This window comes from Vibrio sp. Y42_MX_L11 (genome assembly GCF_024181785.1).
GTDB lineage: Bacteria > Pseudomonadota > Gammaproteobacteria > Enterobacterales > Vibrionaceae > Vibrio > Vibrio diabolicus.
The window spans coordinates 19,492-33,849 of the sequence record NZ_JAMZAP010000016.1 but is presented as its reverse complement, the minus strand read 5'-3'; the positions used below and the strand labels follow the sequence as shown (position 1 = coordinate 33,849).

Genomic DNA, 14,358 nt, shown 5'->3' with positions numbered 1-14,358 from the left:
AAAATTATCCACCAAATAATACGTTACTGAGTCTGGCCGTTGCATTTACGGCTGCCTATTTCGCAGCCGATGATTATTACTTAATATAAGAACTCACCATGCACACTCGTCGTGAACGCGTATTTGATCCCTTTCATCGTCTAACGGTATTTACAGATAAATGGCGACTTGGATCTAAATCTTATCTTACTGATCTCGCATCTATTGCCTTATTGCTGTTACCGCTGACGCTATCTAACGCACTTGCCATCTTTCTTGGTCACGCTTCTAGAATCCTAGGGGTGTCAGAGGCTTCTCAGTTATTGTTCCATCTTTCTGATATTTTAATCAACTTATATCCCACAGCGTTTTGCATTGTGGCTGGTTACTATTTATCGCATAAAGTGAACGTGTCGAGCGCGATTATCATCATTTATTCGTTGGTCATGTTCTATTTAATTTCAATAGAGAATGACAGCCTTTCTAGTAATTACATGTTGCCGAATAACCCGTTATTAGCACTCTTTAGTGCAACGGTGTCATACGTTTATTGTAAAAGTTTCCGAATTGAGCTGCTTGATCCTCAAGCAATGGACTTCTCTTCTCGTCTTTTTAAAGATGTCTTACATTTTTTCGTATTCGTTTTATTTGCGGTTAGCTTATCTCATGTCACCGCAGCGGTGATGGATGCTTTTACTACAACAGTGGCTGGACTTAACTTTGATCCGCTGACGTTCACAGGAGGATTATTTTATCAATCCATCTTGAGCTTATTAGGAGCGGCGGGCATTAATGGTCACAACATGTTGTTTGCTATCAAGCAGCAAATATACGCTGCGACCGAAGCCAACATGGCTGCTTGGCAAACAGGCGAAGCGTCGCTTAACGTCATTAGCCAAGGTTTTTACGACGCATTTTTATCCATGGGCGGGTCAGGGAATAGCATTAGTTTACTCCTGTGTCTGTTATTGTTCGCTAAAGAGCGCAATCATATTTTACTGGCGTTAGCGGCAGCACCATTGGTGATGTTCAACATCAATGAAGTGCTGCTATTTGGGTTGCCTATCATCTTTAATCCTATTCTGGTCGTCCCATTTGTATTAGTGCCGCTGGTAAGTTTTATCATCACCTACTGCGCAATTGCTTCCGGCTTAATTGCGCCTGTTGAAAATATTGTGAACTGGATGACACCGCCTCTGTTGAGTGGTTATGTTGCAATGGGGCATCAGGTCCAGGGGGCGATACTTCAACTGGTGGTGATTGCGATTGGTGTACTAATTTATCGACCTTTTTATCTAGCCTATGCAGGCAAATATGTGGGGCAGCTTGGTGTAAGTAATACTTACAATGGTTTAGAACAATCCCTATTTAAATCACTACTCAGTAGTGTGAAAGATGCGAACACATCGAGTATCAGCAAGTCATCCGCGCAGAAGCGTTTAACTTCCATTCTTCGTGAAGGCGAGTTGGTGATGTTTTATCAAAAGCAGCATTCAACAAAGGATGCGGAACAGTATTCTTACGAAGCGCTTATTCGATATAAAGATGAAGATGGAAACTTACTTTCACCAACGTTTATTGAAGATTTTCACCGGTTAGATGCCATGCCACTGCTCGATAAATTAGTACTCGAAAAGGTGTTGTCGGATATGAAGGAAATGGGATTATCTGAGCAGCGAAGAGTGGCCATTAATGTTTCTGTTGCTACCATTCAACAAGTGGATTTTGTTCAGCATTTACAAGGCAGGTTGGTCTATTTTGGAATCCCGGCTGAATGGCTTGAAATTGAAATTACTGAAGAAGCCGTATTAGACAATGAAGTTTCTTTAACTAACACCATGAAAGCTCTACAGAGTATGGGAGTTCGTATCACAATGGATGATTTTGGTACGGGCTACGCATCGTTTCCTCATTTGTTCAAGTATCCATTTAACAAGATTAAGCTAGACAGATCGCTGCTATTGGACGCTAACGATCATCGTGGACGGCAACTGTATCGATTGGTTGCTAAGTTAGGACATATTGCAAATTGCGAGGTCGTAGCGGAAGGGGTGGAAACGCAGTCTGACTATGACTTTGTGCGGTCAAGTGGGGTTGATAAAGTTCAAGGGTTTTACTTAGCAAGGCCTGTACCTTTGGATGAGATTATCCATCGACGTGCTTAACTAAGGTGCAATAAAAAGGGAAGCGATGGCTTCCCTATAGTGAGTCTTGTTTTGACTTTGTTAGCTCTTATTTGAACTCAAATTTACCCTGCATGATCGCCCAGTGACCAGGGAACGAGCAGAAGAATGAGTAGTCGCCACCAGCTTTCATTTTTTCAGTGCTGAAAGTAATGCTGGTGCTTTCACCGCCGCCAATCACTTTTGTGTGAGCGTATACACGGTCGTCATTTGGCTTCACGTAATTGTTTTCTGCACCTGCTGCCATGCCGTCCGTACCTACTGCTTGTAGATTAGCGGTATCTGCGATAACGACGTTGTGACCCATTGATTGTGCAGGCATTTTACCTGTGTGGTTTAGCGTCAGTTTTACTTCTTTACAAGTGGCTGGAACGCTCAGTGTTTTAGTAGAAAACTGCATCATATCGTTAGCATCTAGGGACACTTCACACTCGGCACTGGCTTGGGCACCAAAGCTCATTCCTACTAATGCGAAGGTTGCTGCTAATAAACGTAAAGACATATAACACTCTCCATTTTATATTTTGGGCTGACTTGGATTAATCTCATCCAATAGTTCTCATTATCAGCCAATTTTCACTCGAAAAACGTGCTTCAAGCGGTATATTGACGTTTTGTTGCAAAGTTGTACTGGTTAGTTCCACTATTTGATCACTCATAGGCCCTATTTCATGCGATGGCGTGAGGTAAATCAAAAAAGAAAGGAACACGCCCCGTACAGAGATAAGGTCTATCTTATTAAGCTTTGGAGCAGTATCTTGGCATTTATTAGAAGTAGATTAGAGAAGGTGAGAGGAGAGGCTCAAGCATAAAAAAGCTCAGCCAAATTGCTGAGCTTTAACAGTTAGAGCGGCAGTTTACGTTTAGCGATTTTGCTTCAACGCATCTAACGCTTCATGTAATGACGGCACGATGGAATGACCAAATTGTTTTACCTCTTCGCAAGGTTCAACTAAATCCGGAATCTGATAAGTAACCATATTCGCTGCCACGGCTGCGCGAACACCGTTATTGGAATCTTCAAAGGCCAAACATTGGCTTGGTTCTACATCCAGACGATTCGCTGCCAGCAAATAGATTTCTGGATCGGGTTTGCCGTGGTTTACCTCGCAGCCTGTGGTGAGGTTGTCGAAGTACTTACTCAAACCCGCTAATTCCAGTTTGATTTTCGCCACCTCTTTTGCCGTAGAAGTCGCTACTGCGATTGGTAAGCCTTGTGCTTTCAGCCATTCTAGCAGCTCAACAACACCATTTTTCACTGGGATGGCTTGGTGTTTGACGACAGCATTGTAACGAGTACGCCATTCATGATGCAGGCGGTCTAGGTTCTCACCGTAGGCTTTGCGGAAAATTGCTTCAATACCTGCCGCATTGCGACCAATGATCGACAGGTAAACATCTTCATAAAACGGAAGTTTTTGGACTTCACATGCTTCTTGGAAAATACGCATACAGACGCGCTCAGTATCAAGGAGCAAACCATCCATATCAAAAATAGCAGCTTGGTAGTTCATTACATTACAGACTTTTCGATTGTGATGGGGCATTTTGACATAAGCGAGATAGATTTTCTTGTGGAATTCAAACCGTCCGTATCCTTTTTTACTTTATACCTAGCCGTTTGGCTAAGCGGTGTAAATTACCATTATCGAGTTCTAACTGACGTGCTGTTGCAGCCCAGTTTCCTTGATTCTGCTCTAGTGCTTTTAGAATCATGGCTTTTTGGAAGGTGTCAGTGGCTTGCTTTAAACCAGCGTCTGACAGTTCAAATGAAGAGCTAGGTATACCTGGCTCTTCAGTGATGGGCTGATTGTTCGACGCTTTGATATCGAAATCTTGTTCCACCAATTCGATATCCAGCGATTGAGTTCTAGCTTTGGCAAGCACGCCCGCTCGTTTGATGACGTGTTCCAGTTCACGCACGTTGCCCGGCCAAGAGTAATCTTTAAGTGCTTGAACTAGAGTGGGAGAGAGTCGAACACTGTTCAGCCCCAACTTGCTGCGTAGTTGCTCTGCAAAGAAACCAGCCAGTAGCACGACATCGTCTTCACGTTCACGAAGTGGGGGAACATGAAGAGGGAATACACTCAAACGGTGGTACAAATCTGCTCTGAAACGGCCAGCTTTTACTTCTTCATGCAGAACACGGTTCGTTGCCGCCACAATGCGCGTATTGACTCGAATATGGCGGTCATCACCCACACGTTGGATGTCGCCGTATTGGAGAGCTCGAAGTAACTTAGCTTGCAGTTCTAACGACAGTTCGCCAACTTCATCCAAAAACAGTGTGCCACCATCTGCTTGTTCGAACTTACCCTTGCGATTACTGATAGCACCAGTAAAAGCACCTTTGATATGACCAAAAAGCTCACTCTCTGCGACAGACTCAGGTAACGCGGCACAGTTTAAATACACCAAGGTATTATTGGCTCGGTGAGAGCGATGATGAATTGCGTTTGCGACGAGCTCTTTACCAACCCCTGTTTCACCCATTATCAACACTGATAGCTCGGTATCTGCCACCGCATCGATTTGCTCTTGAAGTGCTTTCATCCCAGCCGATTTGCCAATGATTTCGTTGCTCAAGGTGCGTTTCTCAGTGTAAGACTCACGTGGCAAGCTTGCTTGTGTTTCTAACTGCTCCAGTAGTAGAGCAGTGTGCAAGCCCCCCGCGGCTAACGCACTTACAAAGCGTAGTTCTTGATTGAGTAAACCATCGAACTGATTCGGGTCGAAGGCATCAATAGTGATCGCGCCAATCAATTGATCGTCGATCAACAAAGGGAGACCAATACATGAATGAACGTGCAGATTGTCGTCGTGGTTCGGAATTAACCCGTCATAGGGATCGGGTAAGTCGCTATTCGATGGAAACCGTACGATATCGCCAGCGCGTGCAATGGCTTCCAATCTCGGGTGTTGGTTTATAGAAAAACGGCGTCCCAATACTTCCTTTGCTAAGCCATTGATAGCCAGCGGCTTAAAGTGCTGATCTTCATACAAAAGAAGAGCAGAAGCATCACATTTTAATATCTCGCGAATCGTTGTTAATAAGGTATCAAATCGAGCTTGCCGAGTGAGCGCTGAATTTAGGTCTTGCGTGATGTGTAGCCATTGCGCGATTAAAGAAGTCATAGCCAATACCAATTGTGTCAATATGACTATTGTAGTGTCTTAATGACAATTTTCAACTGTGTCTTAATGACAGTTGTTAAGGTTGTGTTTTAATTAAATTATTGAAATATATAGCAATTAAAAGTTGGCATGCCCAGTGCAACACAAGAAGAAATTATTTTTGTTTATCCCGTCATTCAAGGTAGTAATTATGACAATTCACGTAAAAAACAATATCCACTGGGTAGGTCAACGCGATTGGGAAGTTCAAGACTTCCACGGTACAGAATACAAAATGACAAAAGGTACCAGCTACAACAGTTATCTAATTCGTGAAGAGAAAACCGTATTGATTGATACGGTCGATCATCGATTCAGTCAACAATTCATCCAAAATTTAGAAATGGAAATCGACCTTAAGTCTATCGACTTTATCGTAGTAAATCATGCTGAAGAAGATCACTCAGGCGCATTGTCTGCATTGATGGAGAAGATTCCGAACACGCCAATTTACTGTACAGAAGCGGCGATTGATTCGATTGTGGGTCATCACCACCATCCCGAATGGAACTTTAAAACGGTAAAAACGGGCGACAGCATTGATATTGGCAACGGTAAACAATTGGTATTTGTGGAAGCGCCGATGTTGCACTGGCCTGACAGTATGATGACTTACTTAACCGGCGATGCGGTGCTGTTTAGTAATGACGCCTTTGGACAGCATTATTGTGATGAGCGTTTGTTTAATGATGAAGTGGATCAAAATGAGTTGATGGAACAATGTCTGCGTTACTACTCCAACATCTTAACGCCATTCAGCAGCTTGGTAACCGCTAAAATCAAAGAAGTGTTGAGCTTCAACTTACCTGTCGACATGATTGCAACTTCACACGGTATTGTGTGGCGCGATAACCCAGTCCAAATCATCGAACAGTATCTAGAGTGGGCGGATAACTACCAAGAAGATCGTATTACCATCTTCTACGATTCTATGTCGAACAATACCCGAATGATGGCGGACGCGATTGCACAGGGCATCCACGATGTTGACCCGGGTGTCGCAGTTAAAGTCTTCAATGTGTCTAAGCACGATAAGAATGAAATTCTCGCCAATGTGTTCCGCTCAAAAGGCATATTGGTTGGTTCATCTACCATGAATAACGTCATGATGCCGAAGATCGCAGGCATGCTAGAAGAAATTACCGGTCTGCGCTTTAAAGCCAAGAAAGCCGCTGCCTTTGGTAGCTACGGTTGGAATGGTGGTGCGGTAGACCGTATCCACGCACGGTTGACCGATGCGGGTTTTGAAACGGCAGTCAGCCTGAAAACCAAATGGCGACCAGATGGTAAAGCGATGCGTGAGTGTCGTGAACATGGCAAGAGCATCGCGAAACTGTGGGCGAAACATCCACTAACAAGTCCTGTTACGGCTCCGATGATGGCTGCGTCTGCACCGCAAGTTCGATCACAGCCCGTTGTACAAGTAGAAACGCCAGCAGTGGTCGAAAGGGAGCTTATTAATCCAAGCTCAGAAGCACATCCATCAGATTGCCAGTGCATGATTTGCACCGTTTGTAACTGGGTGTATGACCCTGCTCAGGGTGAGCCTAACCAAGGAATTGAACCGGGTACCACGTGGTCAGACGTTCCGGATTACTTCCTTTGCCCGGAGTGTCACTTGGGTAAAGATGTATTTGTTGAGTTCAAGGGGTAAGGAGCTGTGATGCAAGCACCAATTGTAATCATAGGCAGTGGCTTTGCTGCCTATCAACTGGTTAAAACTGTGCGTCGAATGGATGCACAGGTGTCAATTCAAGTATTCACCGCTGATGACGGTGCGGAGTATAACAAGCCCGATTTGAGCCATGTGTTCAGTAGAAAACAGACCGCGAGGGATCTGGTAGTAACAACGGGAGAAGCGTTTGCCCAAGAGCACCATATCGAGTTATTAACCCACACTAAAATTGAGAGTGTGGATACGCAAGCCCAACAAGTGGTAGCCGATGGACAAGTTTATGCGTACTCTAAACTGGTTTTTGCAACGGGCGCGAAAGCTTTTGTTCCTCCAATGCGAGGTGATGCTTCTGGCGATGTCCTAACGCTCAATTCGTTACAAGAGTATCAGCTCGCAGAAGAGAGAGTCAGTCAAGCAAAGCGCGTAATGGTTATCGGTGGTGGTTTGATTGGCGTTGAGATTGCAATGGATATTGCGAGCAGCGGTAAAGCCGTTACGGTGGTTGAATCAAACCAACGCTTGCTTGCCAATCTTATTCCTGAGTTTGTGGCGTTGCCTCTGGAAAGCCAACTTAAGCAGCAAGGCATTCAATTGGCGTTGGGAAATGGGGTTGTTGAGGTGAATCGTACCGCCGATTCGTTGGTAGCTACTTTGAACAGCGGTGAAGTGAGCGAGATTGATGTAGTGATTTCTGCCGCTGGCTTGCGTTCAAACACTCAATTAGCGAATGCTTGTGGACTAGAGGTTGGGAAAGGCATTGCTGTCGACGCTAAGCTGCAGACTTCTGCGAACAATGTATTCGCTCTGGGCGATTGCGCCGAGATACAAGGGCGCATGCTTCCATACCTTCAGCCAATCGTGTTGAGCGCTAATGTTTTAGGTAAGCAGTTGCTTGGGCAGGAAGCGCAATTGAAGTTGCCGCCAATGATGGTAAAAGTCAAAACGCCGAGTTACCCAATTCAGCTTGCCGGGGACTTCAGTGCTGTCGCGAATTGGAATGTGCAGATTTCTCAATCTGGCATCGTGGCAAAAGCTGAAAATGAACAAAGCATATTGACTGGGTTTGTTGTGACGGGCGAGCAAGTGGCTCAGGCTTTTCCGTTACTGCGTGAACTGTCTCAAGTCGCGCAATCGTAACTCGCTTCAAGAGGCACAATTTTATATTCAAAGAGGGGATAACCATATCACATCTTCGTATTCCGAAAGACTGGACGGTTCAACGTTCGACGCCATTTTTCACCAAAGGCAGTGTGCCTCCTGCTCTTCTAACTCATCACAACACAGCCGAAGGCGTGTTTGGGCAGTTATGCGTAATGGAGGGGCAAGTCACCTACTATGGTTTTGCTGATGAATTCACGACAGAGCCTGAAATGGTCGTCGTGATCAACGCAGGTCAGTTCGCGACAAGCCCGCCACAGTATTGGCATCGTATTGAAATGAGCGATGATGCACAGTTCAATATTAACTTTTGGTCGAATAAAGATAAAAGTGGACAAGCGATGTTCCACGCTAAGCAGTAAACCTTTCTAGACAATTTGATTATTGCGTGAATTTATCGGGAAAAGCGCATATTAAGTAAAAGAGCAGAGACGTTTCTCTGCTCTTTTTTGCTTATTGGCAGTAACGACATGCAAACTTAATCAGCGATATTAACTGTAAGCCCGCGCCACACGACCTTCGCAATTCAAACTGTATTGTTTGGCGTAAGCTGGGATGAAAACAGATTGGCCTTTATCTACTACACACGTTTCACCATTTGCGTGTGTAATCACGAGCGGGGAATCTAGCGGCAACAGGATTTCTGCGGTTCTTACATCAAGCGTTCGTTGGTTGGCTTGTTTTACAATCGCGAATTTGAAATCGTCGACGGGAATTGGGTATTCCAACATGTCGTCGTTTTCGATTGGCGCAAGCAGTAGAGTGTCGAATGGCTTTTCTTCGAAGCGTGTGCATGCAACGAGTTCTTTTACGTCCATATACTTCGGCGTTAAACCGGCACGTAGCACGTTGTCTGAGTTCGCCATGATCTCAAGCCCCGTACCTTTCAAGTACGCGTGTGGCGTTTCTGCATTCAAGAACATCGCTTCGCCTGGTTTCAGCGTGATGACGTTGAGTAGCAAGGGCGCAAACAAACCAATGTCACCCGGGTATTGCGTTTCTAACTCCAAGATCAGGTTGAACAGAGGTAAGTCGGTGATGCGAGCTTGTGCCAATAGCACCGTCAACGCCATCTCTTTCTGTTCGCCTTCTAGTGACAGTAGACCGGAGAAGAAGGTCGCTAAGCCCGTTGGCGTTTGGTTTGCGATAAGGTCACCCACCAAGCCTTGCAGCTCAGGAATCGCCAGCTCAGAGAAGAAGCTGATGATTTCACTTGTTGGGCGGAAGCCATTCATCGCTTGGTATTCGGTTAGCGCGTAAACCAATTCTGGTTTGTGGTTTGGATCTTTGTAGTTACGGTTTGCAGCGGTTAGGGGAATGCCTTGTTTTTCTTCCAGTGCAAAGCCTAGCTCTGCTTGTTGTTTGTTTGGGTGAACCTGAATCGACAGCGCTTTCTCAGCGGCAAGTACTTTAAACAGGTATGGAAGTTCACCAAAACGGTTTGCGACTTCTTCACTCAGAAAGGCGTTCATGTCTTGAGCAATCAGTGAAGAGAGTTTGGTCTCTTCACCGTTTACCATCACCACTGAGCAACCGTTTGGATGCGCGCCCATCCATACTTCGGCTTGTGGTTCGCCCGTTGGGTTTTCAATGCCAAACAGTTGGTTAACAGAAGTAGTACTGCCCCAAGCGTAGTTTTGAATCACGTTGTTCATCAGGAAAAACATCGGATGCTTAGCTTGAGTTTGAATCGTTTGTGTATCGGACATCGTTAAATCAGACATAGAGTGTCACCATGAGAGAAAATCATGGCTTGGGCGACATTGCCCAAGCCATAGGAGCCATTTGGGGTAGGGGTGATTAAGCGGCTGCTTGCATCATTTTTGCTTTGCGAACTTTCTTCAGAGTTACACACGTTACTGCGGTAACTACTGCGCCAGCTGCCATACAAATCAGAGCAAGTACTGGGTGGTTCATCGCACCAAGTAGAGCGACAACTGGACCGCCGTGAGCAACACTGTTGGTAATGCCGAATGAGAACGCCATTACTGCTGCTACCATTGAGCCAAGTACGTTTGCAGGAATCACTGACATTGGATCTTGCGCCGCGAATGGAATAGCACCCTCAGAGATACCAACCAGACCCATTGCACCTGCTGCTTTACCTGCTTCGGTTTCTGATTCTTCGAACAGTTCGAACTTACGACCAAACGCCGTTGCCAGTGACATGCCTAGAGGTGCAACAGGGATTGCACACGCCATCGCACCCATAAATTGAGTTTGACCGCTCGCAATCATGCCCACAGAGAATAGGAATGCGACCTTGTTGAATGGACCACCCATATCGAAGCCAGCCATACCACCAAGTACGATACCCAGTAGAACGACGTTACCTGTACTCATGCTAGTTAGTAGCGCAGTCAGACCGTCCATTAGGCTTGCGATTGGCGCGCCGATAACGAAGATGAATAGACCTGCGATGAATAGCGAACCTGTGATTGGTGCGATCATGATTGGCACCAAAGGTTGGATGAATTTGTGGTAGTTAATCGACGTAATCCACTTCACGAAGTAACCCACAAGCAGACCTGCGATGATGGCACCGATAAAGCCTGTACCAGCGTCTGCGCCGTAGAAAGAACCGTTGTTTGCAATCCAACCACCGATCAAGCCAGGAGCTAGAGCTGGGCGGTCAGCAATCGCGTAAGCAATGTAACCGGCAAGGATTGGGATCATCAGCGTAAAGGCAACCACACCGACATTGAGGATTTGGTTCCACATGCTGCCTTCAGGAATCGCCATGCCCGCTTCACTTGGCTGACCACCGACGGCAAGAGCAAGGGCAATCAACAGACCACCCGTTACGACGAATGGGATCATGTGTGATACGCCGTTCATCAAGTAGCGATATAAGTCAGAACGAGCTTGAGAAGCTTTGTCGGCAACCGATGCTTGCGTATTGCCATTGGACTCAGCTTGGTACGTCGGTGCGTTTAACGCTTCATTAATCAGTCCTTGAGCATCGCGGATTGGGGCTTTTACGTTGGTTTTAACCACGCGTTTGCCCGCGAAGCGGTTCATGTCGACTTGTTTGTCACATGCCACGATGATTGCATCTGCACGCTCGATTTCTTCTGCGGTTGGGCTGTTTTTCACACCGATTGAACCGTTCGTTTCAACCTTGATTTCGTAACCCATCGCCGCTGCACCTTTCTCTAACGCTTCTGCTGCTAGGTAAGTGTGCGCAACGCCCGCAGGACAACCAGTCACACCAATGATGAAGCCTTGGTTTGCTGGTGCGTCTGTCACTGGTTGCGGTTCTTCTTTAGCAAGAAGGAGTGCCAGTGCGTCGTGGCTGTTTGTTGCGCCTAAGAACGCATCGATGAAACCATCTTCAATCAGTTTTGAAGACAGTTCTGCAAGTACTTCGATATGGTGGTTATCGCCACCGTCTGGAGAAGCTATCATGAAGAACAGTTTTGAAGGCAAGCCGTCTTCCGCGCCGTATTCGATACCTGATTTGCTTACGCCGATCACAACCGCTGGTTCAATCACAGCTGTGCTTTTCGCGTGTGGAATTGCCACGCCATCTTCAAATCCAGTATTTCCTAATTCTTCACGTGCTTTTATATCTGCAAGAAATTGTGTTTGGTCAGAAATACGACCTTGGGCATGAAGAACGGCAACCAGTTCTTTAAATACGTCTTCTTTTGAAGACGCTTTAAGATCAAGATTAATTAAGTCTTCATTTATTAGTTTGGTGATCATTGTCGAACCCCTATAAATATAATTTTTATTTCAGGGATATTTTTAAATTAGTGAGAAAAAGACTGTAGTGAAGAAAAAATGCATTTACTGGAGGATTGTAACCGACTCACTATAGTGTGATTTAGATCGTTCACTGGACAAATCTAGCTGCATATCTGTGACATGATGGATAAGAAGCTAAACGATAAGTGAAATGTGGCCTCGCTCCCACTTGAAAAGGGATTGAGTGTTGTTGATAGAGTTTTTGTTACTGGAGATTTGATGCGTTAACTGGATTTTTGTAACATTAAAATGGAAGCGTGATTTTGCTCAATAGCACAAAAGTCCAGTCCGGTGTATATCTATAGTAAATAGCATCATTGATGCATATATAGAGTGTGAGACAATGATTTTTCATGATTTAATTTCAGCTGTATTAAATGAAAGAGAGCCATTTCATGATATTTGGTTTGCAGGAGATTTTCATACGCCGCCTGAATTTAGCTATCAAGTTAATTTCCCTCGCCTAGAGTTAGTTCTGGATGGGGAATATATTAATGAAATGGAAAGTCATGATCGAAAAGTAACGCACATCGTTGCTAAAAAAGGCGACGCGATATTTATTCCACCTAACTGTTGGAATAAACCAGACTGGGATACCGATTGCTCAGTGTTAAGTATTTTGTTTGGGCGTCGACAACTTGGGTTGAGTTTGGTGAGCAAACGCAAAGGTGAGGCAAACTTTTACGATATTCAAAAGCATAGCATCCAAACGCGCTCAGGATTTGCGATAGATAACATCTTAGAAGCGTTGAGCTCACTGGCTCGTGAGAATACTAAAAAACCAATGGATGAGCTTTTACTGCAAGCATTGCTGCAATACGCGAAGACGATGTTGGATGCGCCAGTCGAGCAGCAGTCACATAGCCGTGTGCAAGATCTCTATCAAGGGATCTGCATCTACATTCAAGAGAACTTCCATCGCCCAATCACGCGTGACAGCATTGCGTCGAGATTCAGTATTTCCTCGAACCATTTGTCGCGCTTGTTCCGTCAGCAGGGGCACATGACCTTGGCAGACTACATTACTTGGGTACGTGTGGATCGCGCGAAGTTTATGCTCAAGAAATACAACTTCAAACTCAATGACGTGTCAGTGCGCTGTGGATTTAAAGACGTGAACTATTTCTGCCGAGTATTTAAGAACCGTACAGGTAGAACGCCGACGGAATATCGCGGTTCGATTTAAGCCTTCAGTCAGAGAGCGTAAATCATAGAGAAGTTTAGGCGAGCAGCCTCGACATGGCGTACATCAGCAGCGCTTGTAAGTCGACGCTGCTTTTTGTTAGTAGTAGGCGTTCCGCCATTTGATCGGTAAGCAGATTTCGTGTGAGGTTAGTAGCCGCAATGATCTGATCTCGGGTCGGCCTTTCTGGCATCACCAGTGCTATAGCCAGATGAACATCACCCATCTTTGAAGCCCAATCCATCGACTTTTCATTTGCAATAACGGCAATGGAAATGTGGTCAACACCTGAAAACATCACATGTGGGAGAGCGATCCCCGGAGTCACGCAAGTTGATGAACGTTCTTCGCGTTTAATAAAAGCAAGAATCAGTTCGTCGGGATGAATGGGGTGGATCAGCTGAGCCAATCCTTTAAGGCATTCAAACTTGGTGAGCTCGGTATGCGCTTTGGCGTAGTGCCATTTGATTTCACAAGGTGGGCAAATTTGTGGTAAACGCTCGGCCAGTTGGCTAGAAAACTCATAGTTGATATGAGATCCCACCACAGTAAAGTGCTCAGCAATCATGTCTTTGATGACGAAGCAGGCCAGCTCTGCGTCAATGCCAATCGCTGTGATTTGACACAAATCACCTTGTTGTAGACCTGCTTGCAAAATCGCCACGGACTTGGTGAGTTCCGCAACACGATTTTGCGTTACATTAATGATATGTAAGGTACTTTTGAACTTCTTTGCCACTCGATTGAGTGGCTGAGCAAGGTGCGCACTGGCATTTGCATTATCGACGAAAAAGGTGATTTGGTATTCGTTCATCTGCAAATTTAGTCGCGGCAGTGGACGAGGAATACTTTGTCGACGTTCAGCAAAACCTCTTCAATGGGGATTTGAATTTTGCGCGTCCCTTCGAATCGGCCTGGTTGTTCTATCTCAATATCCGACACGATCAAAACCCGATCCGCTTGAGCGATATCGTGAGGAGTGAGCTGATTTTCTATCCCCATCGCACCTTGCGTTTCTACTTTAATTTGCACGTTATGTTTTGGCGCAGCTTTCATTAGTGCATCTGCTGCCATATAAGTATGAGCGATGCCTGTAGGGCATGCTGTCACCGCTACGATTTTCATGTTCTATCCATTTTATTTTTTGTGGATATTAGCACAGCCACCGCAGATTGAATTGATTTGAGCTGGATTAACGCAAGAGCTCTATCACAGTTTGAATCTCATGTTACATTAATCCAGTTAATGCACTTTTA

At 45.3% G+C, this 14,358-nt stretch carries 12 protein-coding genes; 5 read left to right on the top strand and 7 right to left on the bottom strand.

Going from position 1 to position 14,358, the window contains the following annotated elements; genetic code table 11:
* The first annotated feature begins 98 nt into the window (after nucleotides 1–98).
* Complete coding sequence (locus tag NL643_RS16040) at nucleotides 99–2,144, top strand: EAL domain-containing protein (RefSeq protein WP_253644799.1); 2,046 nt, start codon at nucleotides 99–101, stop codon at nucleotides 2,142–2,144.
* A 67-nt stretch (nucleotides 2,145–2,211) separates the two neighbouring features.
* Here NL643_RS16040 and azu read toward each other — a convergent pair whose 3' ends face one another.
* The 3 genes from azu to norR form a co-directional block, all read right to left on the bottom strand.
* Nucleotides 2,212–2,664 carry an azurin gene (gene azu / locus NL643_RS16035; protein ID WP_005392455.1) on the bottom strand — a complete coding sequence of 151 codons (453 nt, stop codon included), beginning with the start codon at nucleotides 2,662–2,664 and terminating at the stop codon, nucleotides 2,212–2,214.
* 361 nt (nucleotides 2,665–3,025) lie between these two features.
* On the bottom strand, nucleotides 3,026–3,676 hold the full coding sequence (locus NL643_RS16030; RefSeq protein ID WP_054867498.1) for an HAD family phosphatase: 651 nt from the start codon (nucleotides 3,674–3,676) through the stop codon (nucleotides 3,026–3,028).
* Nucleotides 3,677–3,764: 88 nt separating this feature from the next.
* Nucleotides 3,765–5,297, bottom strand: coding sequence for a nitric oxide reductase transcriptional regulator NorR (gene norR / locus NL643_RS16025; protein ID WP_139059215.1), 1,533 nt, complete (start codon nucleotides 5,295–5,297; stop codon nucleotides 3,765–3,767).
* A gap of 190 nt (nucleotides 5,298–5,487) precedes the next feature.
* Between norR and norV the strand changes: the two genes are divergently transcribed.
* From norV to NL643_RS16010, 3 genes are read left to right on the top strand one after another with little or no spacing between them, the layout of a single operon-like run.
* On the top strand, nucleotides 5,488–6,990 hold the full coding sequence (gene norV / locus NL643_RS16020; RefSeq protein WP_253644798.1) for an anaerobic nitric oxide reductase flavorubredoxin: 1,503 nt from the start codon (nucleotides 5,488–5,490) through the stop codon (nucleotides 6,988–6,990).
* Nucleotides 6,991–6,999: 9 nt separating this feature from the next.
* Nucleotides 7,000–8,148 (top strand): NADH:flavorubredoxin reductase NorW, encoded by a 1,149-nt coding sequence (gene norW, locus NL643_RS16015; protein ID WP_253644797.1) that lies wholly within the window; start codon nucleotides 7,000–7,002, stop codon nucleotides 8,146–8,148.
* Nucleotides 8,149–8,192: 44 nt separating this feature from the next.
* Nucleotides 8,193–8,531 carry a DUF1971 domain-containing protein gene (locus tag NL643_RS16010; protein ID WP_114322822.1) on the top strand — a complete coding sequence of 113 codons (339 nt, stop codon included), beginning with the start codon at nucleotides 8,193–8,195 and terminating at the stop codon, nucleotides 8,529–8,531.
* Nucleotides 8,532–8,660: 129 nt separating this feature from the next.
* On the opposite strand, the gene manA is transcribed toward NL643_RS16010, so the two are convergent.
* On the bottom strand, nucleotides 8,661–9,893 hold the full coding sequence (manA, locus tag NL643_RS16005; protein WP_253644796.1) for a mannose-6-phosphate isomerase, class I: 1,233 nt from the start codon (nucleotides 9,891–9,893) through the stop codon (nucleotides 8,661–8,663).
* A 76-nt stretch (nucleotides 9,894–9,969) separates the two neighbouring features.
* Complete coding sequence (locus NL643_RS16000) at nucleotides 9,970–11,877, bottom strand: fructose-specific PTS transporter subunit EIIC (RefSeq protein ID WP_253644795.1); 1,908 nt, start codon at nucleotides 11,875–11,877, stop codon at nucleotides 9,970–9,972.
* 385 nt (nucleotides 11,878–12,262) lie between these two features.
* Here NL643_RS16000 and NL643_RS15995 point away from each other — a divergent pair, with 385 nt between their 5' ends.
* Nucleotides 12,263–13,105 (top strand): helix-turn-helix transcriptional regulator, encoded by an 843-nt coding sequence (locus tag NL643_RS15995; protein WP_253644794.1) that lies wholly within the window; start codon nucleotides 12,263–12,265, stop codon nucleotides 13,103–13,105.
* Nucleotides 13,106–13,139: 34 nt separating this feature from the next.
* On the opposite strand, the gene NL643_RS15990 is transcribed toward NL643_RS15995, so the two are convergent.
* Nucleotides 13,140–13,916 (bottom strand): PTS sugar transporter subunit IIA, encoded by a 777-nt coding sequence (locus tag NL643_RS15990; protein ID WP_021484097.1) that lies wholly within the window; start codon nucleotides 13,914–13,916, stop codon nucleotides 13,140–13,142.
* Nucleotides 13,917–13,924: 8 nt separating this feature from the next.
* Complete coding sequence (locus NL643_RS15985) at nucleotides 13,925–14,227, bottom strand: PTS fructose transporter subunit IIB (protein WP_005463048.1); 303 nt, start codon at nucleotides 14,225–14,227, stop codon at nucleotides 13,925–13,927.
* Nucleotides 14,228–14,358 lie beyond the last annotated feature (131 nt).

Coding starts and splice junctions, on each gene's coding strand:
- azu (WP_005392455.1), bottom strand. CDS start 2,664: ATGTCTTTACGTTTATTAGCAGCAACCTTCGCATTAGTAGGAATGAGC.
- NL643_RS15985 (WP_005463048.1), bottom strand. CDS start 14,227: ATGAAAATCGTAGCGGTGACAGCATGCCCTACAGGCATCGCTCATACT.
- NL643_RS15990 (WP_021484097.1), bottom strand. CDS start 13,916: ATGAACGAATACCAAATCACCTTTTTCGTCGATAATGCAAATGCCAGT.
- norR (WP_139059215.1), bottom strand. CDS start 5,297: ATGACTTCTTTAATCGCGCAATGGCTACACATCACGCAAGACCTAAAT.
- NL643_RS16030 (WP_054867498.1), bottom strand. CDS start 3,676: ATGAACTACCAAGCTGCTATTTTTGATATGGATGGTTTGCTCCTTGAT.
- norW (WP_253644797.1), top strand. CDS start 7,000: ATGCAAGCACCAATTGTAATCATAGGCAGTGGCTTTGCTGCCTATCAA.
- NL643_RS16000 (WP_253644795.1), bottom strand. CDS start 11,877: ATGATCACCAAACTAATAAATGAAGACTTAATTAATCTTGATCTTAAA.
- manA (WP_253644796.1), bottom strand. CDS start 9,893: ATGTCTGATTTAACGATGTCCGATACACAAACGATTCAAACTCAAGCT.
- NL643_RS15995 (WP_253644794.1), top strand. CDS start 12,263: ATGATTTTTCATGATTTAATTTCAGCTGTATTAAATGAAAGAGAGCCA.
- NL643_RS16040 (WP_253644799.1), top strand. CDS start 99: ATGCACACTCGTCGTGAACGCGTATTTGATCCCTTTCATCGTCTAACG.
- norV (WP_253644798.1), top strand. CDS start 5,488: ATGACAATTCACGTAAAAAACAATATCCACTGGGTAGGTCAACGCGAT.